The organism is Enterobacter sp. R-1.6.2, assembly GCF_035064085.1.
GTDB lineage: Bacteria > Pseudomonadota > Gammaproteobacteria > Enterobacterales > Enterobacteriaceae > Enterobacter > Enterobacter asburiae_B.
In genome coordinates, this window is record NZ_JASEYI010000038.1 from 1 (window position 1) to 21326 (window position 21326).

Consider the following 21326-nt stretch of genomic DNA (forward strand, 5'->3'; position numbering starts at 1 on the left):
GAGCCGTATGAGGGGAAACTCTCACGTACGGTTCTTAGGGGGGGATGGGTCAGCAATGGCCTGTTCCTACCCGATGACCTGGATCTCCATGATTACTGCATACGGCACCCAAGCGCGACTTACTATCTCCGTGCCAGCGGTGACAGCATGTCCGACGGCAGCCTTTACAATGGCGATCTGCTGGTTGTGGACAGTGCAGAGAAGCCCCGGCACGGCGATATTGTTGTGGCCAGTGTGCAGGGGGAGTTTACGGTTAAACGGCTTCTGCTGACGCCACGACTGACGCTGCAGCCAATGAACGCCGCCTGGCCGCCGATTTATCCCGACCCGGACGATCTGGATATCTTTGGCGTCGTCACGCACATCATCCACCGCCCGAGGGAGATGTACTGATGTTTGCCCTGGCCGATGTGAACAGCTTTTATGCCAGCTGCGAACGTGTTTTCCGCCCGGATTTGAAAGGAAAGCCGGTTGTGGTGCTCAGTAATAACGATGGCTGCGTAATCGCAAGAAGTGCCGAGGCGAAGCCCTGGATCAAAATGGGCACGCCGTGGTTTCAGATGAAAAACGAAAGATACCCGGAAAAAATATACGCGTTCTCAAGCAACTATGAACTTTATGCCTCGATGTCAGCGCGCGTGATGAGCTGCCTGGAGGAGCTGGCCCCAAGGGTGGAACAGTATTCGATTGACGAGATGTTCCTCGACCTGACCGGCGTTGAGCACTGCATGGACCTGGAGGACTTCGGCCGGCAGCTGCGCCAGCACGTGTATGACTGTACCCGTCTGACCATCGGCGTGGGTGCCGGGCCGACGAAAACCCTGGCAAAATCTGCCCAGTGGGCCTCAAAGGAGTGGAAACAGTTTCGTGGTGTGCTCGCCCTGACCAGGGGGAATCCTCAGCGAACGCGGAAACTGCTTTCACTGCAGCCGGTCGAAGAGATCTGGGGCGTGGGAAACCGTATTGCACGCAAACTTAATGTACTGGGTATCAGGACCGCGCTCGATCTGGCCCTGACGAACCCGGCCTTTATACGCAAAAATTTCTCCGTCGTTCTCGAGCGAACAGTACGCGAACTGAACGGGGAAAGCTGCATGTCGCTTGAGGAAGCACCACCGACGAAACAGCAGATCGTCTGCAGCCGCAGCTTTGGAGAGAAAATCACGGAGTACGATTCGCTCCGCCAGGCTGTCTGTCAGTACGCAGAACGGGCCTCTGAAAAGCTGCGGAAAGAGCGCCAGTACTGCCGGCATATTTCCGTTTTCATCAAAACGTCTCCGTTCGCCGTTAAAGAGCCTTACTACGGCAACGTGGCCACGGAGAAACTGCTTACACCCACTCAGGACACCCGGGACATTATTGCGGCCGCCACAACGGCTCTGGAGCGTATCTGGAAGGATGGACACCGGTATGCCAAAGCCGGTGTGATGCTGAATGACTTCACCGGCTCCGGCGTTTCGCAGCTGCAGCTGTTCGACGAACGTCCGCCACGTCCTCACAGCGCTGAGCTGATGAAGGTTCTCGATGGCATTAATCATTCCGGTCTGGGACAGATCTGGTTTGCCGGGCGAGGGATAGCGCCATCATGGCAAATGAAACGCGATATGCTCTCCCCTGCGTACACCACCCGCTGGAAAGATATTCCCGTTGCGAGGATCAGATAAATTCTGCTTTTCTGAGAGAGCCAGTAGTGCTCGCCGCAGCCGAACGACAGGGTGAAGCCCGCGAGTGAGCGAGGAAGCACCAGGGAACAAAACGAACATAATCTTCTTACGCACCTAATACAGGAATCACAGTAACAATCTCAAAATCTGTATTGTGATAGAAACAGCTGAATAGAGTGGGACCATGGTCCCAGTTAAATCCGGCGTGTGGAATCGATATTCCAGGCGGGGTTGAAGGATGAGTTCTGACACGCAAGTAGGAGGTGGGACCGTGGTCCCAGTTAAATCCGGCGTGTGGAATCGATATTCCAAGCGGGCTTGACGGGTGAGTTCTGACACGCAAGTAGGAAGTGGGACCGTGGTCCCAGTTAATCTGGTGTATGAAATCAGTATTCCGGGATGGGTTACCGTCTGAGTTCTGATATGCAGGTTGAGGGGTGAACTGCGGAACTAGTTAAGGAAAACTAGAAAAAACTGGATCTTTAGATTGTGGTAACAATCAGGTTGGGAGAAGTAAACAGATCTTTTTTACAACACTGGGCTATAGTGCAGAAAATAACTGCTTCGGATGTATATATTCCGAAGCAGCATGTAACGCATTAAGGATATTGGAAATTAATGAAGACTCTCGCGTGTATCATTAAACAGGCTAAACTTTTTGTAAGTCGCGCAGTATGGTTTCTATCTTCTCGATACACTCGGCAGGCAAACGAGATTTATCGAGATTAAAAATCACCTTATCGCCTTTGTATAGGGCTGTCGCACCAGGTACAAATTGATGACGGGTATTAAGGTTTACTTTTTTACCTGATGGCTCTTTCAGAACATCCGTCAGTAAACCAATAACTTCCTCGGATTCAAAGATAACTCCCGCTTTCTTTTGCTCATGAAGCTGTTGTGTCCGTTGCAACAATAAAGCTTCTTTTCCCGAAAATGCTTTGTACAGCGTCTCCCCTGAGCGGGCGGAAAGTTCACCAGGATGAGTAAACAGGGCAACCACTGATTTTGGCAAATGGGCCGTGTTGATGCAACGCGTGATGATTTTACGGGAAATATTCTCAGCTTCAGCCAGAGCAGAGATATTGCCGTTAAAATCATTTTCCAACCGCTGTGCATAACGGTTGCCCCGTTCATAAGCGCTGACAGGACGATAATCATTACCCAGCCGTGATAAAGCCATCATCTGTTCGTCATCGAGATCCCCGACGAGAACACGATAATCTGATGATGTCAGTATGGCGGCTTTACGACGGCGACTACCATCAGCAATTTCAATGACACCTTCTACCCTTCGTCCGAACGCAGGCGTCTGTTGACCACTCAGCATAAAAGAGGGAATCAGATCATCAAGCGCGTCTTCGGTCAGTAGTTCCTGGTCACGTTCATTACCTGACCAGACTCTTGATGCCGTCTCAACACTCTCGCCCGGGATCGCTTCCAGAATAAATTTCACTTCCCGGCCACAAACCGGAAGCAGAATGGTATTCCCGCGGGCCATGGCTCCAACCCGTGCAATTAATGAATCAACCATCGGTGCAGCGGGTGCCGCTGAAGGTTCAGTTTCGGGGCGGATATCTTTTACGGTATGTTTTGGAATGACTGGTGCACGTTTCATTATCTGATCTCCCAGCGAGGTTTAATCAGGCGATCAAAAATTTCATTACAGACAGGCTCCCAGATAGACAGCGCATTTCGCCAGGCTCCTGTAGATGAGCGCTGATCGATAGCCTGCTCAAACACCGTTCTCATACGGATCTGACCTTTACCGACTTCGTCGGTCTCGCGAACAACGTTTTTCAGTACCATGCTTCCCCAGGCATCGCGGATCTGTTCTTCCATCCAGGGTGACTGTGAGCCATTGTTATTGCTGTACTTGGTCAGAAGAATTCTAACGTCAGGTTCAAAACCCTGCAGGTCCACGTTTTTTAACAGGTCGCGCAGCATGTCAAAAAACTGAAGGGCAGAGGTGTAATCAAATAACTCTGCTGGCGTTGGCACGATGAGTACATCTGCAGCACAGACGACATTGATGGTACCAATACCGAGGTTCGGTGCACTGTCGATAACAATGACATCATAATCATGGGCCACTGTTTCGATGGCCAGGCGAAGCATCATATGAGGTTCTGTCGGCAGTTTCCCGTTGTCAAACCTTCCCATTAGTTCTGTCTCAATGCGGTGCAGAGCCAGGCATGAAGGTATGATGTCGAGACCCGGCCAGCAGGTGGCTTTGACGGCATAGGCTGCATCATCGCGCTCACCAAGATAAAAAGGCAGCAGTGTGTCTTCGGCATGGATATGCAAATCAGGGACCCAGCCGTGGTACATGGAGGCTGTGCCTTGAGGATCGTTCCCTTCGACAAGCAGTACTCGCAGCCCTTTCAGCGCCAGGTCCTGTGCCAAATGTACAGATACAGATGTCTTATAGACACCCCCTTTATGTGCTGCCACCGCGATGACGGGCGGAACGCTGTCATCAGGACGGCGCAGACGGGTGCCAAATACATCCCGCATATGGTTGATTTGTTCAATGGTGTAGCCCACCCGCTGCTCTACACGTCCACGCATTTCCATATCAGGATGGGGAAGGCGTCCTGCTTTTTCTGCATCACGGATTGCCTGAGAAGAAACGCCAATCAGATCGGCGGCCTCACCCACACGCCAGCGACGGGTAATTTTCCTGGCTTCCGGGCTATCATCGTTAAACTGTGCAATCGCGATAGCTTTCGTCATTTCATGACCGGCCGTAATGCACTGGTCAAGCGTTTCCATCAGTCCCATTCTTTGTTCCTTATTATTATCTTTGCATTAATCTATTAAATCTTGGTAAAAGGCGCAAAGCAACATTAAAGTTGCAAACCGTCTTAAATATTGCAAAGCCGATCAAAATATAGTCTTGTTCAGTTCAGCATCCGCCTGAAAGGCTGCCGCATGCTTCAGTCAATATCATCCGCTCGCCGCAGAAAGTATGCGCGCGTAGGCGCATGCGTCGAGGAAGCGGAATTACTCCGTACTAACAAGGTGTGGCTGACGCTCTGAAGCTAACGAAGCTCCACTGGAAGGAACTGAATGGTAAGGAATTGACTATAGTATGCAGATTATTGACTGCGGTATGAAGCTGAATAGGAATAGGGAAGAGTAATGACATGCATTTTTCTGCATATCACAGTCAAGACTATTGCCTTTCCTGGTGTTGTATTACTGGGTTGTTGTACCAAGATTCACATTGTGTCATGTCAGTGGTCCATATGTATTGGATGCTGGCTGTTATTCCATATTTCGATCCAGTAATTGATCCTTAAGGAGATCATGTTGAGATCAAAAAGAGATCCCCGGATCGTTTAGCGCCCCGCTACGCCTGATCCTGGAGACTATCTTCATTAACTGTGGTGTGTGGTATGTTGACTGTTGTGTGCGAGATCAACTATTGCGGTATGCAATTGTATTAACTGGGGTATGTATTTCCGTTGACTGTGATATGCGTATATACTTTCGTTTGTGGATAACCGCGGGTTAATAAAATGGCTATGGAAAATAATGAGTTACCCCTGAATCTTCAGGAGGTCAATAAGACAACGGGTGAAGTTGTTAAGCTGGATGTCAACAGCGCCAGTACTGTTCAGCCTGTTGCGCTCATGAGGCTTGGTCTGTTCGTTCCTACCCTCAAATCGACCTCTAGGAGTAAGACGAACCGCAAAAACGTCACGGATGCGACTGAGGAGCTCGTACAGCTGTCCATTGCCCGGAGTGAAGGGTATACCGATGTCAGGATCACCGGATCGCGCCTCGATATGGATACGGACTTCAAAGTCTGGCTTGGAATCATCCGTTCAATGTATGATTTTGGCGTTAAGGATGACACGCTCAAGCTGTCTTTTGTTGAGTTTGTTAAAATGTGTGGCTTTGACTCCCGGCGCTCTAACAAGAAAATGCGTGACAGGATAAGCAACTCCCTGTTCAAGCTGGCATCCGTAACCCTCAAGTTTCAGAGTGAAACGAAAGGGTGGACTACGCACCTGGTTCAGTCTGCCTATTACGACATCACTGCCGATGTCGTGGAGATCAGGGCAGAGCCCAAGCTCTTTGAGCTTTATCAGATGGACAGGCGGGTCCTGTTGCGTCTGAAAGCCATTGATGCCCTGCAGCGCAAGGAGTCCGCACAGGCACTCTATACCTACATTGAAAGTCTGCCACAGAATCCGGCCCCCATCTCCATGAAGCGTATGCGAGACAGACTCAACCTGACGTCTAACCTCTACACGCAGAACCACACGGTGCGCAAAGCCATGGCGCAGCTGAAGGATATCGGCTATCTGGATTACACCGAATTCAAACGCGGCCGGGCCACCTACTTCAGCGTGCATTACCGTAATCCGAAACTCATCAGTAGCAAGGTCGTTGTTCCCCGTGAGCCGGAAGAGGAAGTACCTGAGCAGAACTATGACGAAGTTATTAAAGCCCTGAAGGCTGCAGGTATTGATCCTCAGAAACTAGCAAAAGCGCTCGCCAGCGTGAAACCGGGAAATGACTGAGGAATGCCGTTTTAGAGTTTGTTGACTGTGGTATGCAGAGCGCATACCACAGTCAATTTATACTGATTCATCATTCCGTTTAGGTTTTGCTTGCCTTGACTGCGATATGTGGATAGGCCTACCAGAGTATTGATATTGACTGCGGTGTGTGGAAGAGCGGGCAGTCTGCTCAACATCTTCACTGCGATATGTTTACTTTCATCACTTAGTCAATATTGTTCGTCAGGGCGGATGCCCTTAGCCCAGTACTTTCACAAAGGGTCTTAACCCACCGAGATCAAAGGATTCCGGGGGCAGCGTCCGGGATTCACTGATCCGCACTCCCGTGTTCCAGAAAGTAGAGAACAGCATTTAATGGTGAAGATCCGGCATATAGAAGAGTAGGGCTCTCACTTCGGGGACGAGTAGGTACGCCAGGGTGGCGCCGGTTAAAGTGGCCATCCTTCTGAGTGCGGCCGCGGTCGCAAAGTCGACCCCATGGGCTTTCGGCAACAGTGAAATGCGTTATGAAGAAAAGGGGGCAATGCAGGGATGAACAGGATCGGAACGAAAAGGTAAGTAATGAAGAAGACGTAAAGTGCGTTACGTGAATTCCGGCCTGGTACAGCCTGGACCCCTGTCAGTTTTCACGTAACGCAAGATTAATTTATTATCGAATAAGTGGATGTCATTACAACTGTCTGTAAATTTTGACAAATTTAGTTATCTTTTTTTCAGCATGGCAACAGCATCAGCCTCTGCCATTGAAAATTGCACACGATGCCTTGCAGCAACATCGAGAGCAAATACCTTTGTATAGACTTCCGTCGAGCTGATCGACTTGTGCCCCATCAGGCTCTGCAGCACCTTCAGCGGAATTCCGGCATACAGCATGTGCATGGCGTAGGAGTGGCGGAACGTGTGTGGCGTCACCGGCACGGAGAACGTCACCCCGTCGGCGGCTGCCGCTTTAACAGCTTCGCCCAGCCAGGTGCGAACGGTACGGTCGGTGATCTCCCAGATGCGCACCTTTTCCGTTCTGCCGGTGCGCTTATTCCGGCGTTCCAGCGGTATTTTCAGGGTGGCCACCATCATTTCCAGCTGGCGGGCATACTGCGGATCGGAAAGCGGAACGTTACGATGAGGCTGGCTGCCGGCCGGAGCACGGCCGGCCGTTCGGGCCGCTTTCTCCACCCGCTGTTTGAGGGTTGCCAGTTGCACGAACGGGTAGGGCGGGGCCAGGGAAAAATCACTCCGGGTCAGGGCCAGTGCTTCGTTAATACGGGCGCCGGTGTTCCACAGGGTGGTCAGCAGCATCTTACGGTGAAGATCGGGCACGTAGTGGAGCAGGGCGCTCACTTCCGGCGCCAGCAGGTATTTCGGCAGTTCGTCCTGAACGAGCGCCATCTGGCGCAGTGCCAGCGCGGCCGGGTAATCGATGGCCACCGGCAGCTGAGCAGAGGAAAAAGCCCCGCTATGGCCTGGCAGTGCTGGCATCATGTTATGTCACCATTGTCATTAGAGTGTGCAGTGCATCACCGGTGCATCCGGGGATGCCGGACCCGGCAGGATCAGATACTCGGTAGCAGATTTGACACGGTAATTGGTGTAATCTTCAAACGAAACCGGGCTTGCTTTCATCCCCGCGAGAAAAGTTTCTTCAAGACCGCGGGCACGCGGAAGCGATAGTTCTATCGTCTCAGGATCGATGGCCATTTTCTGGCGGGTGGCTTCCAGCTCAGTGGTCAGCCGGTATTTTTCCGTACGAAAAGGAATACTCTCTTCAGCGTTTCGCTGTGTATAGGTCACGTCAAACATCATGCGATCACCGTCGTTCTGCAGTACCACGCCCCTGAGGAGACTTTCTATACGAACGGGGGATTCACCTTTCTGCGGAATCTCCGAGGTCCGGCTGCAGATAATCACCATCCCGGGTTTCTGACTGGCATTAACCATCCGCATTTCACTGAGCGTTGCCGCCCCTGCATCCCGTGCAGTCACACCCAGCAGGATCGTCAGCCCCATTATAAAACCGGTCAGTTTACACATCGTTCCTGTATCCTTTACGTTAATGTCTGGATCATCTTCAGGGAGAAATCCCGCCGGACTACACTATCGAGTGACATGTGGCCGCCAGAGGGTGTCCAGCCGACCACTCATTAAATGCTGCTGTCGGCTATCAGTAGCGACCAAGAGTCATTAACTGGAAGCATTTTTCCTCGGAGAGCTCTCCTTCTTTCTTTGGGAGAGGGCCAAGGAAAGGAGTTATCACATCGACTTCTGTGGACAGATACCATGTGTCATCAGCATCATCCCACCAGGCAACTGTGCGATCGTCCCAAGTGTGTATCTCACGGTAGCAGCCGTATCCGTATATGTGCTCAAACTCCGATTCTTCCATCCAGACTCTGTCATGCCCAAGGATTATGAGAGCCTCAAATAAAACACTCAGTGTAATTTTCATATTCATAATCAACTTCCTTATTATTTAATATCTATTAGTTCTATTTATTTATCATCGCCAGCAGAACATTCCGTTGCCCGCCCGCAGTGATTAGCAGAATAACAGTCACCGCCCGCAATTACCGGATCTCACTCTTTTTGACTTCCGAAAAATTCATAATAGCAAAGTTTTCGGAAGCGATGATGAACAGATTAACAGGATTTACTCGTCAGGTCGGTCTGATGCGGAGAGGGTGAAAGTTATCTAACTACTTAAAGTGTAGCACATTTTTAATTTTCGTTTCACAAATCAGCGCAGAAAATCGCCGTGATCCGGAACTAGCTTTTTTCGGATCTCAGCAGAAAAAGAGAGAACTATGTATAGGTTTAACATATCCATATGCCCCACATCTGCATAGGCCTGACATACGCATATCCTCACCATCTGCATATGCCGCATCTATACATATGCTGAGCATCTGCCTATACTGAACATATGCACACACCCGGTGCAATCAACCTCATTCCGGATATGCATCACATATCCACACTTACCCGGGAGAGAATCATGAGAACCGTATCTATTTTTAAAAACGGCAACAACCGCGCCATCCGCCTTCCCCGCGATCTGGATTTTGAGGGGGTGAGCGAGCTGGAGATCGTCCGGGAAGGGGACAGCATCATCCTGCGTCCCGTCCGGCCGACCTGGGGGTCGTTCGCGCAGCTCGAAAAAGCCGATCCGGACTTTATGGCGGAGCGCGAGGACGTTGTCAGCGACGAAGGAAGATTTAACCTGTGAACAAGATCTATATGCTCGACACCAACATCTGCTCGTTCATCATGCGCGAGCAGCCTGAAGCGGTGCTGAAGCGCCTGGAGCAGGCGGTGCTGCGTGGCCACCGTATCGTGGTCTCGGCCATCACTTATTCTGAAATGCGCTTCGGTGCCACCGGCCCGAAGGCCTCGCCGCGCCACGTCCAGCTGGTCGACGCGTTCTGCGCCCGCCTCGATGCCATCCTGCCCTGGGACCGCGCTGCGGTGGACGCCACCACGGAGATTAAGGTGGCGCTGCGCCTCGCCGGAACGCCGATAGGCCCGAACGACACGGCGATCGCCGGGCATGCCATTGCGGCCGGCGCCGTACTGGTGACAAATAATGTGCGGGAGTTTGAGCGGGTGCCGGATCTGGTGCTGGAAGACTGGGTAAGATAACGTTGTAAAACAATGCGGTGCAGGTGAAAAATCCGGTCAGATACCGGACCAGGGTGCAGTCTCTCCTGTACAGGGCAATCACTCTCACCGGCCCCGTTCAGCTCTCTGTCTGCTTCAGGCGGAACTCGCCAAGGGTAAGGTCTGCAACGCGTTTAAAGAACTTTGAGAAATGTGTGGTTTCTTCAAATCCGAGCGTCTGTGCAATGGTCCCTACGGGTAAACCGGTATGCGCCAGCATTCGTTTTGCTTCAAGAACGATCCGGGCAGCTATAAACGCTTTTGCCGGCATACCGGCAGCCTCAAGGGTGGCGCGGGAAAGGCTTTTTTCTGAACATCCGAGCGCTTTACTGTAGTCCGCTAACTGATGCCAGCGGGCATACTGCTTCTCCACCATGGCACTGAACTGTCTGAATCGCCTCCGGGTCGCATCTGAGCAGCCCTTTTCTGGTAAGGCCCGGGCATAATGAATGCTGACGAATTTAAGAAGTAAAAGGATCTGGTAACGGGGTTTGAAGCCCAATGGAGCGGAAATGTACGCTAAGAACCTAACTGCATGATTTTAGGTCTATAAAGTCGTGGCGTTGTTCGTCAGGTTTACGTTGATTTGATTACCGGGTTTATTAACACTGAAAGTACCTGAAACCGCATGGCTACTGGCATCAACGAAAAGAGTAAACAAAATCCTCGTTTTCTTTACTCGTCTGACCGCTCAAAAAATGTACTTCGCGTACGTTCTCGTCCGGTTGGCCTTCAACCCCCACCGATAAATAACCGTCAATACGGCGCTCACTTAACGCTTACCTGATTTTATGGCGTGCCGATTACGGATTTTGTTGCTAACCTGCTTTGGCTTTTAACCTCAAACACAGCTCTTATTTGAAAAAGGAATATTATGATGGATTTTGTATATGCCCATAACACTGCAATTGGCTTTTTGCTGTTGTTTGTCAGCTTAGTCTCGCTAGTCACTGTTGTTGCTGGGGAGCATGAAACTAAGCCTGCCATCAGTCTATATTGCGCTTTTTTCGTCTTTTTAGTGGCTGGCATTCTTCTGGTTTGGCGTTAAGCTCGACATTAGCATCATAGCCTGATCGTGATGGTTGATTGACGTGGCGGGGATGTGCAGCGTATCTTCTTTCCCTAAACGAAAAAACCCGCGTTCTCAGGCGCGGGCTTTGACGGGCTAACCAGTTTTCTCAGGACTGATTAGCCAGGTAGCGTGTTCTAGGGGAACAACGTCACCAAATCAGTGATCTCAGTGTAGCCGCAGTTAGGCGCATACTTCAAGACCTCTCGACCTATTCCCCTGCATGAACACGCTACCGCATAGGCTGTTGCCTTTTAGCGGCGCTTTGCCGTGTCTGACGAACTGGAAGCATGAGTTTGTCATAGTCGGGGTTTGAAGCCCAATGGAGCGGAAATGTACGCTAAGAACCTAACTGCATGATTTTAGGTCTATGAAGTCGTGGCGTTGTTCGTCAGGTTTACGTTGATTTGATTACCGGGTTTATTAACACTGAAAGTACCTGAAACCGCATGGCTACTGGCATCAACGAAAAGAGTAAACAAAATCCTCGTTTTCTTTACTCGTCTGACCGCTCAAAAAATGTACTTCGCGTGCGTTCTCGTCCGGTTGGCCTTCAACCCCCGCTAACGGCCAGTACCATTTCAACTGAGGTTGGTGACGGGAAGCAGTACGGTAGTAGTCGTGATTTTACTGCGGCAACAGGGCTGGTACCCGTCAGTACAGCACTGGTGGCCGGACAACATTGCTGGGCATCAGCAAACGAGGTAACAAAAAGATTCGAACATTGCTTTTAGTCAAAAAAATGCAGACTCAGCTGCATTTTGCGCATGCGCAAAACATTTAGTTCCTGTGCTGATATCGCGTACCTGGATATTCCGTTCCCCTTAATTGCCGTGAGTAGAAGTTATCGAGGTTGTTAACCGCCTTTCGCGGATCTAAATCAGGTACATTATTCCAGTCAACGGAATGGCTAACGCCAGCCACATCATCATCATTGAGGTTTTTTTTAGCATTAGTTTCAGCAATATCCCGCCTGAATTCCCGCCAGATATGCTTCATGTCATCAATAAAGTTTCTGGTCCAGTTTTTCATTGTGACCTCCCGTACACAATGGTTTGTCTCTCAGATTTTAATTCTCCAATCATAAAATATCCCTACACTTCGTATATCACTTAACTGTTACATACCTGATGGTGGCATTCAGCGCTTATAGAGCCTAATCCAATCGATGGTCTCGATAAACTGGTCGTTATCCAGTTCCGCGCAGTTCGCAAAAATTGCTTCAGCTACGCGTCCCTGACACTTTTCAGTTTTCAGCCGATACCTGCTACGCAACCCATACCTTGCTGGCCGTTGTCGGTAAGCACCTGTCGTCCCGTTGATGTGACAAACTGTTGAGCCTTGATTTCCTTCGTTGTATCCCTGTATTAACGCCTGGCGGTTGTCTCAATATACCAGGTCATATCCCGTGCAGCCAGCAGAACTGGACCGCAACTGCGATATCGCAAGGGCGTTAAATTAAAAGCGATAGCCTCTGACGCAAAATCATTCCGTTACGCCTCGCGATCGGTTAAATAATACGTTTAACGTAAAAAAACTCCGGTCTCCAAACTGCCCCCTGTATCTTCAGATAAATTTAAGTCCCATAACGGGACAAAAAACTTGAAGTAGTCCTAAAATGGGACTATCATCATGACATGAAGATAATCGCTATCAAGACACTGAGGGATTTCTGGACGGCGAATCCCGATGCAGAGCAGCCGCTAAAAGCCTGGGTAGATGAGGCCAGTAAAGCTGAATGGAAAACTCCGGCAGAAATCAGGTAATGCTGCCAACTTACTGATTTAGTGTATGATGGTGATTTTAAGGTGCTTGCGTGGCTTCCATTTCCATCAGATGTCCCACTTGTTCAGCTACCGAAGGCGTCGTGCGTAACGGTAAAAGCACTGCCGGACATCAGCGCTATCTCTGCTCTCACTGCCGTAAAACATGGCAAATCAGCTTCACTTACACCGCCTCTCAACCCGGTACACATCAGAAAATCATTGATATGGCTATGAATGGGGTTGGGTGCCGTGCCAGTGCCCGCATTATGGGCGTTGGCCTCAACACGATTTTACGGCACTTAAAAAACTCAGGCCGGAGCCGGTAACATCGCGCATACAACCGGGCAGTGACGTCATTGTCTGCGCGGAAATGGACGAACAGTGGGGATACGTCGGGGCTAAATCACGTCAGCGCTGGCTGTTTTACGCGTATGACAGGCTCCGGAAGACGGTTGTTGCGCACGTATTCGGTGAACGCACTCTGGCCACACTGGAGCGTCTTCTGGAGCTGCTGTCGGTCTTTGATGTGGTGGTATGGATGACGGATGGCTGGCCGCTTTATGAATCACGCCTGAAGGGAAAGCTGCACGTTATCAGCAAGCGTTACACTCAGCGCATTGAGCGACATAACCTGAATCTGAGACAACATCTGGCAAGGCTGGGACGGAAGTCACTGTCGTTCTCAAAATCGCTGGAGCTGCATGACAAGGTCATCGGGCATTATCTGAACATAAAACACTATCAGTAAGTTGGAGTCATTACCCTGAAGGCGCTGCAGGATCACGCAGCTTTTATAGAGTTTTCAACAGATGGCGTCATTTATGACGTAAATAAAAAATTTCTTGATGTTGTTGGTTATGAAAGAGACGAATTGATTGGACAGCACCATCGCATATTTTGTGATGAAGACTATGTAAAAAGTACAGATTATGAGTCTTTTTGGCTAAAACTTTCTGCCGGGTACTCGTTTTCTGACAAGTTCATGCGTTATAAAAAAGATGGCTCGATAATATGGCTTGAAGCTAACTACATCCCTATTAAAAGCAGGGGGGGTAAAGTAAAAAGCATCATAAAAATAGCCAGTGATATAACAGAGCGTATTGTCATAGCTCTTGAAAAGGATGCGTTATTAAAAGCTGCAAGTCTTTCTATGGGAATGATCACATTTTATCCATCGGGACACATTATCACAGCTAATGATAATTTTTTAAATGCTGCAGGATATAGCCTGGCAGATATCCAGGGTAAACACCATTCATTATTTTGCGATAAAACTTTCAGTACATCTGCTGAGTATGCACTTTTTTGGGAAAGATTAAGTTGTGGTGAAACGCTGACCGGTGTATACCGGCGCATCACGAAACACGGTGCGGATTTGTGGCTACAGGCCAGTTACTGTCCTGTTTTTGATTTTAACGGAAAGGTAATGAAGGTTGTCAAATATGCTCAGGATATTACAAAACAGAAGTTAAAAAATGAGTTTGAAGCACAGGCGGCGCATAAGGCATATGATGTGTCATCTTTAACTGCGGAGCAGACATCACATGTCAGTGCAGCAATTGCAGAAACGTCTGTTGCTCTTGAAGACGCAATTACCACTACCACGGTGCTGAATGGGTATATTCAGCAATTATCACAGCGCTCCGCAGAAATAACTGAAATATCAAATACTATCCATGATATCGCCGTCCAGACAAAAATGCTTTCACTGAATGCCACAATCGAAGCTGCTCGGGCTGGAATTCATGGTCGGGGATTTTCTGTTGTGGCTGCTGAAGTACGTCTTCTGGCGGACAGGATAGATTCCGCTACGAAACAAATTTCGGGTATTACTGAGCAGAACAGCGAACTCTGTAAAAAGTCCGTAGTGAAAATACGTGAGAGTAATGATGCGATCATAAAATCTGTCAATACGGCAGAAAAGACCGCAGAAATAATCTCGCAAATCAGTATGAATGCCTCGGCCATGATGGCGGTTGTTGAAGAGATAAATACTGCTGTACAGGCTGAATCATAGCCCCCTGCTTTCAACTGGTATTTTTTGTGTCTGAAACTAGAGTCAGTATTTTTAACTTAAATGTCATTACATAAAAAATTGACAAAGTAGTGGACGATGAAAAATATCAGTTTTTCACTCATGCCTCCTTCCAATTTCATGCCTCCGAAATACGAAAAGCAACCTTAACGAATGGAAGGGACTTGCCATGGATGGTTATTCGATTAAGGTCAAATCCCCTGAAAATGGCGTATAGCGCAGGAGTACACCTTATCGCTATAGGTGAGCCTTTTCAAAAAACAGGCTTACCGTACAATAATTCTCTATATCCAAACTGACCCCATTATGCTTACGCCGGCCACCTGGGGATTATTGGTCTGGTACAGTCTGCTTTTGGCTTACTTAGGATGACGTGATGGCTATCAGTGAGAAAGAACTGATAGCCCGTAACCACCTGACAGGTTATCGGTCGGGCTTAACTGGTTATTAGCGCAGGGCATGTTAAACTTCCCGCAGGGAAAAGGAGAGAAGCATGAACCATGAAAGTGATCTGACGAACCACGGCTTCAGTGAAGAGGACATTGTCCGGCTGCAGGCCAGTTCAGCTAAAACGGGTACGGAGATGGATACCCTCCTGAACGATCTGGCAAACCGTTTTAAGGCCCTGATATGGGTGCTGTCAGTCATGTTACTGATTTTTGTGGTCACACTTTTGGCGGGCTCGAGGATGCATGCCATTTCCTTTGGCGTGGCTATTCTTGTTCTTGGCACTCTGTTTACGATTACCATGCCTTTGAAGCTGGCCTATAAATCATGGCATTACCGCCGGAATCTCATTTCCCAGCGTCATCAGAAGTGATCAGATCGAAAACAACCTTAGCCTTTACCCCCCATCCCACAATTTTCATTGTCAGTTTGCCCCGGGACATGGTGTCGATTTTTCGGTAAAAATCGGTGCTGATATAGTTAAACAGACGCCATGTTCCAGGTCTGGCCATTAATCCATAGACACTGTAGATATTTCCTGCAAGCGCGATCCCGTTGTATATCCCCAATCCTGTTGATCGTTCAAATCCCATGAATTTAGCGATGTTCATGGCACCATCACCAAAAATACCCTGCGTGTCAGGTTCATTCAGGAACTGACGACCAACCTCACGGGTTATCGTGTTGGCCGAGTCGACAATCAGAATAGCCCCGGCAAGAACGCCAACGGGGGTCATTGAGGAAGTCAGCACGAAGCCAAATGCGCCCTGCATACCTGCCAGCACCACTTTAATTCCTGAGATGACATAACCGACCATCCGGTCTTCATCCCTGACGTATTTGATCTGGGCATATAGTTTCGCATAACCGGTCTGGATCTGACGGCTCTGCTCAAGCAGACTGGTGTTTTCGCCCTGCAGGTTACGCAGGCAGGTCATGCACTCTTCGTCAGACTTTGCCCGCCGGGCACGCTCAAATTCGCCATTAATGACAGATTTAATTTCATCGATGAATTTGAGACGCGTCAATCCATCCCCCAGATGTCGGGCGCCAACAATATTAGCGGTATCGACGAGTTTGCGGGCCTCCAGATTAATCATGGTTTCTGCCCAGACTCGTGCCTGGCTTTTGTTTCCCGGAAGAATTATATCCATGTTTCTCATCCTGATTGAAAATCACCCGTTAAAGCTAATCGCGCTCCCGGATTTAGGCAACCCTGCTTTAAAGGGTAAATGTATGCCGCGAAGCGGCATGGAGACGCCAGCTGGAGCTGAACCGGGTGATTCTGGTGAGGGGCGTCGTAACCGGCATCAGCCGTTACGGATTGATAGGTTCTGCCAATCCCATCCCTTTCCCTGCAAAGCCATACCCGCTTAAAGCTTTCTGATTGCTAATGTGCGCGGTCGGAGTGAGTCCGTCAAGGCCTCTGGCCGCTGACGGGCTGTATCTCCGCGTTAGCGCCGTGAGGCGCTTACGAGCGTGTACAGCGGGCTTGCCGCGACGCTAACTGCAGCAGCTCTTACTTCTAGTTACAACATCCCTCTTAAAGCGATGGTGTTCCGGCCCGCGGGCCGGGGCGGCGTCGGTTTAGCAGGGGTCAGGTATGTATGCGGCGCCCGGTTCTGGCGAGAACGGTGCCCGGCGCTTGCGACGGGAGGTACTTTTTATTTCCTTCTGAGCGCGCGGCCGTGAGGCCGCTGCATGCGAAGGCATTTTTCGTTATCCACAGAGTGACTGCAGACAAAGATCTACTCTGGAATGAAATGAACAGAGAGATAAAAACGGTGAAGTAAGACTGTTTTGCGGAATGTCTTTTATTCGTTTCCGGGTTACTTCACTTATTCGTTTGCGGATTTCTGTGTAAAAAAACGAGACAGTGGCCACTGCGGGCCATAACGACACGCAGTACGTCATGGTGACCGGAATGAGAACGGAGTGAAGGTTGAAAAATGAGCAGAGTGGCCGAAAAAATCCAGCACGAAAAGCCCCGGTGAGGGGCCTTTAAACAGGAAGACTGTTGTGTCGTCTGTGGCTAGTCCGGTGGAGAAAGCGCCAGATCCAGCTGGTAAAGATGCTGGATGGCCAGCGCCTTCAGGCGCTCAGATGTGCACCAGTACGCTTCATCAGGCGGCAGGGTGCGATAAATCCATTCAGACATTGCATGGAGTCGTTCATCTGCCGGCAGCTTAATCAGATTGTTGGCACGTTTACGCTCCGCGCCTTTTTTGCGGCGGTAAACGAGTGCCTCCTGACGCTTACGGCCAGACCAGCATTTCCGCGCAGAGTGGGCCTGAACATCATCATGTTCGCTCATCACTCCTTCCCGGATCAGCTGCTCACGCTCGGCGCTCTGACGGAGCTTCTTCTCCTGCTCTTTAAACAGCTTGTCCATATCGACGCCCAGCATCTGGAATCCCACGGGGGTTATATAGACATACGTTGGCAACCAGGTGCGGGATTCACGATCCCAGGCGCGTTCTTCTGCGAGGCCCAGAACGCCAAACCGTACCTGTTCCTCAATAAGCCGTGAAAGGCGTGACACCGTCACCTCCGTTTCAGGAATGACATTGCCTTTTGCGTCCTTTGCACTGAGTTCTTTTGCAAGACGGGAGATACACATGCCGACGGTATGCTTGCCGGCATCACAGAAGCTGATGAGCACTGGCCAGAGCGCATCGAGCAGGCGCTGACGTTCCGGACGGAAGCCATATTTACGTCCCGCCTTACGGCGGCCGGCGACATAGAGAGGGTGACGAGAAACATGCATGCGCAGGCTGACCTGCCCGGTTTCTTTGTCTTTTTTCACCAGGCGATTGTAGGCATGACCGAGCTGTCCGGAGAGCTTTTTATAATGCTCCGGGCGATACCAGGCCGGGTTCTCACATTTGGCTTTTGTGGAATGCTCACCGCGTTTGCGGCGGGTCAATTTTTTGACCGGTGCAATGAGGAAATTACCCTGAGTGCCGGCATCGACATCCTGGCAGAAACGGGTTAGCTCATCTTTCGGTAGATCTGACCAGTGAACAGAAATCTGATTGTCATTCACGGCGGCCTGTTCTTATGGCGGCCGGGTGTTGTGTTATGTGGTGCATGCGTTATAATCCTTCACAGGCCACGCGCCTGCTTTTGGACCCCCTGATATCTGTGTCTTCCGCCAAGATGATGACAGATGTCGGGGGGTTTGTGCATTCAGGCTCCGGGAAATCCCGTTACCTGCTCCTGAACGTTTTACTGGACACGTCCTGTCCCTGTCTGTTTCCGGAAGTCCGCATTTCTTCCGTAAAACCATCTTTTGCCACCCGCCTGCCTCACCACAAAGCAGTCAAACCGTCAGTTTGAGTTAGGACACAAAAGTAATCTGAATCAACAATCTGTCCCACCACAAGACGATCGCTGACGATCCGAATACTACCTTCTCATCAGTAACTTTTCCAGATGTTAGACCAGATAACAATCCATAGTTTTCATGCTAATTGTCCGGATGAGACTGCTAGCAAGCATCGCACGCAGTAAATTCAGGGCGTTGGGTTTGATTTGGTAGGCCAGAGCAAGGAAAATAATTTAGAGGAAGAGCTTTACCTAATAGTTGCAAGTTGACTCTTTCGTATGTTCACTGCACTTAAAAAACCGTATAGCTTTTGCTATACAGAATCCATATGATATGCTTGTAAAGCAATCGCTATACAAGGAGCGCACTCATGAAATCAGATGTTCAGCTCAACCTTAGAGCTAAAGAATCTCAAAGAGCACTTATTGATGCTGCAGCAGAGATTCTCCATAAATCACGCACGGACTTCATCCTGGAAATGGCATGTCAGGCTGCGGAGAATGTGATCCTCGATCGTCGCGTATTTAATTTTAACGATGAGCAGTATGCAGAGTTTATCGATATGCTCGATGCACCGGTTTCGGATGAGGCGGCTATTGATAAACTTCTGGCAAGGAAACCTCAGTGGGACGTGTAACAGCACCAGAACCATTATCCAGCTCCCATCAACTAGCAGAGTTCGTCAGTGGTGAGGCAGTACTTGATGACTGGCTTAAACAGAGGGGATTAAAAAACCAAGCTCTTGGTGCAGCACGAACGTTCGTCGTTTGTAAAAGAGACACTAAACAGGTTGTCGGTTTTTACTCTCTGGCCACCGGCAGCGTTAACCACGTGGAAGCAATGGGAAGCCTCAGGCGCAATATGCCAGATCCAATTCCCGTAATCATACTTGCTCGCCTGGCAGTTGATGTTTCATACCGTGGCCAAGGGCTCGGGGCCGATTTACTGCATGATGCAGTTCTGCGCTGTTACCGTGTAGCTGAGAATATTGGAGTCCGTGCGATTATGGTTCATGCACTGACTGAAGAAGCCAAAAACTTTTATCTTCACCATGGCTTTAAGGCATCACAAACTCAGGAACGGACATTGTTTTTAAAGTTACCACAGTGAGGTTTGAGGAAGAAAGGGGCTTGTTCTATATTTAAGATATTGATTTATAATGATTTTACCATTGAATTTAACATAATCTTTGTTATGCGAACCGGCTTTGTAACTGCAATATTCTGATGTCACTTTTAACCCATTTAGTGATGTCACTTTTTCTGGCATAAAGGATCCAATCCTCAGGCCATGGAGACATCAGGATGCTTGTGACCATGTCAGATAAAGAACTCAGCCGGATCAACGTCATTCAGTCAGTTGTTGATAAACGCATGCGCCGTCGTGATGCTGCTCATCAGCTTGCTCTGACCGAACGTCAGACACAGCGGTTAATGAACCGTTTTCGTGAGTCTGGTGCCGCAGGTCTGGCAAACCTTCGGCGTGGACACCCCGGTAATCACAGGCTTCCTGAGTCACTGAAGCTGCGTGTACTTTCTTTACTTCACGATAACTACAGCGACTTTGGACCAACGCTTGCCGCAGGAAAATTGCGCGAACGCCATAACATCACGGTGTCTGTTGAAACGCTCAGAAAATGGATGACGGCTGAGGACTCTGGGTCCCATACTCACGTCGCAGGCCACGTGTTCATCAACCCAGATACCGGCGTGACTGCCTCGGAGAACTTGTTCAGATCGATGGTTCCCCGCATGACTGGTTTGAAGGACGTGCCCCCAAATGCTGCCTGCTCGTCTTTATTGATGACGCGACTGGTCGCCTGATGCACCTTCGCTTTGGTGAGACTGAATCAGCCTTTGATTACATGATGGCCACCCGCGAGTATCTCGAGCAACACGGCAAGCCCCTTGCGTTCTACAGCGACAAGCACGGCATTTTCAGGGTCAATAATGGTGGTTCAACCACAACCGGTGTTACCCAGTTTGGCCGCGTGCTTTCTGAACTGGGGATCGAACTGATTTGTGCCAACAGTCCGCAGGCTAAAGGCCGCGTAGAGCGAGCAAATCAGACACTTCAGGATCGGCTTATCAAGGATATGTGTCTCGAGGGAATCAGCAGTATTGAAGCAGCCAACGCCTGGCTGGATACCTTCATTGCCGACTTCAATCGTCGCTTCGCAAGACCAGCAAAATACCCCAAAGATCTGCACCGAACCGTGGCTGAAAGCAACGAAGAGCTGGATGATATCTTTGCCTGGCAGTAACTGCGTAAGCTGTCTAAAACGCTGACATTCCGCTATGACAAAATGATATATCTGGTTGAACCTAGTGAAGAAAATACTCGCATCGCTGGCGAAAAAATAACAGTCTTCGACTATCCGGACGGCACGCTGGCATTCAAATACGGTTACCGTTCACTCAAATATCAGGTGTTCGACAAACTGGAATGTGTCGACCAGGGGCAAATCGTTGATAACAAGCGTCTTGGGGCTGTTCTGAAACTCGCTCAGGACAAGATGGACGAACTGGAGCGGGACGGGAAACGGGACCGTAGCAAGAAGATGCCTAAAAGGCGGGCACAGGCCCGGGTGCAGGAACAAGTAAGAGCTATCAATCCGGTGCTGGCAAACCCAGCGGAATTCAGGGCCAGCCTGAAACGTTAGTCCCCTGCTCTTTTTGGGCTTATGTAGCGAATTTAACCACCGCTATGTGATGAAGTGCAAACTTCTGAAAAGACGCCGGTTGGTTTTATGACTGGTAACGAAGCAAACCGGAACCATAGGTACCTGTGCACTCAACACCAATTCGCTTTAATGTCCCAAACGAGGTCATCCA

Annotated in this window: 20 protein-coding genes and 5 pseudogenes; 14 read left to right on the plus strand and 11 right to left on the minus strand. The window is 49.7% G+C overall.

Going from position 1 to position 21326, the window contains the following annotated elements; all coding sequences use genetic code 11:
* Positions 1–60 precede the first annotated feature (60 nt).
* Positions 61–393: a translesion error-prone DNA polymerase V autoproteolytic subunit gene (gene umuD / locus QMN93_RS23905; RefSeq protein WP_074174315.1), complete on the plus strand. Its 333-nt coding sequence runs from the start codon at positions 61–63 to the stop codon at positions 391–393.
* Complete coding sequence (locus tag QMN93_RS23910) at positions 393–1664, plus strand: Y-family DNA polymerase (protein WP_323630733.1); 1272 nt, start codon at positions 393–395, stop codon at positions 1662–1664. Before umuD ends, QMN93_RS23910 begins: the two co-directional genes overlap by 1 nt.
* Before the next feature lie 649 nt (positions 1665–2313).
* Here the strand turns inward: QMN93_RS23910 and QMN93_RS23915 are convergent.
* Together QMN93_RS23915 and sopA are read right to left on the minus strand one after the other, a co-directional pair.
* The gene (locus QMN93_RS23915; RefSeq protein ID WP_023327690.1) at positions 2314–3279 is read right to left on the minus strand and encodes a ParB/RepB/Spo0J family plasmid partition protein; all 966 of its coding nucleotides are present in this window, start codon (positions 3277–3279) and stop codon (positions 2314–2316) included.
* A complete protein-coding gene (sopA, locus tag QMN93_RS23920) occupies positions 3279–4445 on the minus strand; it encodes a plasmid-partitioning protein SopA (protein WP_023327689.1) in 1167 nt (388 codons plus the stop codon). The genes QMN93_RS23915 and sopA overlap by 1 nt, the downstream gene beginning before the upstream one ends.
* Before the next feature lie 740 nt (positions 4446–5185).
* Here sopA and QMN93_RS23925 point away from each other — a divergent pair.
* Positions 5186–6196 carry a RepB family plasmid replication initiator protein gene (locus tag QMN93_RS23925; protein ID WP_015572055.1) on the plus strand — a complete coding sequence of 337 codons (1011 nt, stop codon included), beginning with the start codon at positions 5186–5188 and terminating at the stop codon, positions 6194–6196.
* 243 nt (positions 6197–6439) lie between these two features.
* Here QMN93_RS23925 and QMN93_RS23930 read toward each other — a convergent pair.
* The 4 genes and pseudogenes from QMN93_RS23930 to QMN93_RS23945 form a co-directional block, all read right to left on the minus strand.
* Positions 6440–6697, minus strand: a pseudogene (locus QMN93_RS23930) (site-specific integrase); the annotation flags it as partial.
* Positions 6698–6898: 201 nt separating this feature from the next.
* Entirely contained in the window at positions 6899–7675 is a 777-nt protein-coding gene (locus tag QMN93_RS23935) for a site-specific integrase (RefSeq protein WP_023327688.1), read from the minus strand.
* 18 nt (positions 7676–7693) lie between these two features.
* Positions 7694–8224 (minus strand): hypothetical protein, encoded by a 531-nt coding sequence (locus QMN93_RS23940; protein ID WP_013087127.1) that lies wholly within the window; start codon positions 8222–8224, stop codon positions 7694–7696.
* A gap of 130 nt (positions 8225–8354) precedes the next feature.
* Positions 8355–8645, minus strand: a complete 291-nt coding sequence (locus QMN93_RS23945) for a hypothetical protein (protein ID WP_013087126.1) — start codon at positions 8643–8645, stop codon at positions 8355–8357.
* 540 nt (positions 8646–9185) lie between these two features.
* Here QMN93_RS23945 and vapB point away from each other — a divergent pair.
* Complete coding sequence (gene vapB / locus QMN93_RS23950) at positions 9186–9416, plus strand: type II toxin-antitoxin system VapB family antitoxin (protein ID WP_021312767.1); 231 nt, start codon at positions 9186–9188, stop codon at positions 9414–9416.
* Entirely contained in the window at positions 9413–9829 is a 417-nt protein-coding gene (locus tag QMN93_RS23955) for a type II toxin-antitoxin system VapC family toxin (protein ID WP_021312768.1), read from the plus strand. The genes vapB and QMN93_RS23955 overlap by 4 nt, the downstream gene beginning before the upstream one ends.
* A 97-nt stretch (positions 9830–9926) precedes the next feature.
* On the opposite strand, the gene QMN93_RS23960 is transcribed toward QMN93_RS23955, so the two are convergent.
* Positions 9927–10223, minus strand: a complete 297-nt coding sequence (locus QMN93_RS23960; protein ID WP_323630734.1) for a helix-turn-helix domain-containing protein — start codon at positions 10221–10223, stop codon at positions 9927–9929.
* Positions 10224–10721: 498 nt separating this feature from the next.
* Between QMN93_RS23960 and QMN93_RS23965 the strand changes: the two genes are divergently transcribed.
* A complete protein-coding gene (locus QMN93_RS23965; protein WP_182014367.1) occupies positions 10722–10895 on the plus strand; it encodes a hypothetical protein in 174 nt (57 codons plus the stop codon).
* Positions 10896–11476: 581 nt separating this feature from the next.
* Positions 11477–11649, plus strand: a pseudogene (locus QMN93_RS23970) (transposase); the annotation flags it as partial.
* A 47-nt stretch (positions 11650–11696) separates the two neighbouring features.
* On the opposite strand, the gene QMN93_RS23975 reads toward QMN93_RS23970, so the two are convergent.
* Together QMN93_RS23975 and QMN93_RS23980 are read right to left on the minus strand one after the other, a co-directional pair.
* A complete protein-coding gene (locus QMN93_RS23975; RefSeq protein WP_049120190.1) occupies positions 11697–11948 on the minus strand; it encodes a hypothetical protein in 252 nt (83 codons plus the stop codon).
* 108 nt (positions 11949–12056) lie between these two features.
* A pseudogene (locus QMN93_RS23980) lies at positions 12057–12262 on the minus strand (hypothetical protein).
* Positions 12263–12553: 291 nt separating this feature from the next.
* On the opposite strand from QMN93_RS23980, the pseudogene QMN93_RS23985 reads away from it, so the two are divergent.
* The 4 genes and pseudogenes from QMN93_RS23985 to QMN93_RS24000 form a co-directional block, all read left to right on the plus strand.
* A pseudogene (locus QMN93_RS23985) lies at positions 12554–12679 on the plus strand (type II toxin-antitoxin system HigB family toxin); the annotation flags it as partial.
* Positions 12680–12732: 53 nt separating this feature from the next.
* Positions 12733–13430 (plus strand): IS1 family transposase gene (locus QMN93_RS23990; protein WP_323620230.1). Its coding sequence is split into 2 segments (ribosomal slippage): positions 12733–12982 and positions 12982–13430, totalling 699 coding nucleotides; the frame shifts between segments, so codons are not numbered across the junction.
* Positions 13431–13475: 45 nt separating this feature from the next.
* Positions 13476–14699, plus strand: coding sequence for a PAS domain-containing methyl-accepting chemotaxis protein (locus QMN93_RS23995; RefSeq protein ID WP_323630735.1), 1224 nt, complete (start codon positions 13476–13478; stop codon positions 14697–14699).
* 511 nt (positions 14700–15210) lie between these two features.
* Positions 15211–15537 (plus strand): hypothetical protein, encoded by a 327-nt coding sequence (locus tag QMN93_RS24000; protein ID WP_023327699.1) that lies wholly within the window; start codon positions 15211–15213, stop codon positions 15535–15537.
* Here QMN93_RS24000 and QMN93_RS24005 read toward each other — a convergent pair.
* The gene (locus QMN93_RS24005; RefSeq protein ID WP_108090229.1) at positions 15512–16318 is read right to left on the minus strand and encodes a DUF4225 domain-containing protein; all 807 of its coding nucleotides are present in this window, start codon (positions 16316–16318) and stop codon (positions 15512–15514) included. The two genes, QMN93_RS24000 and QMN93_RS24005, sit on opposite strands and share 26 nt — an antisense overlap.
* Before the next feature lie 878 nt (positions 16319–17196).
* Positions 17197–18210, minus strand: a complete 1014-nt coding sequence (repA, locus tag QMN93_RS24010) for a plasmid replication initiator RepA (RefSeq protein ID WP_059359379.1) — start codon at positions 18208–18210, stop codon at positions 17197–17199.
* 652 nt (positions 18211–18862) lie between these two features.
* Between repA and QMN93_RS24015 the strand changes: the two genes are divergently transcribed.
* The 3 genes and pseudogenes from QMN93_RS24015 to QMN93_RS24025 all read left to right on the plus strand — a co-directional run bounded on the left by QMN93_RS24015 (position 18863) and on the right by QMN93_RS24025 (position 21154).
* Entirely contained in the window at positions 18863–19129 is a 267-nt protein-coding gene (locus QMN93_RS24015) for a DUF1778 domain-containing protein (RefSeq protein WP_007869691.1), read from the plus strand.
* The gene (locus QMN93_RS24020; RefSeq protein ID WP_013087269.1) at positions 19117–19602 is read left to right on the plus strand and encodes a GNAT family N-acetyltransferase; all 486 of its coding nucleotides are present in this window, start codon (positions 19117–19119) and stop codon (positions 19600–19602) included. Before QMN93_RS24015 ends, QMN93_RS24020 begins: the two co-directional genes overlap by 13 nt.
* 206 nt (positions 19603–19808) lie before the next feature.
* A pseudogene (locus QMN93_RS24025) lies at positions 19809–21154 on the plus strand (ISNCY family transposase).
* Positions 21155–21326 lie beyond the last annotated feature (172 nt).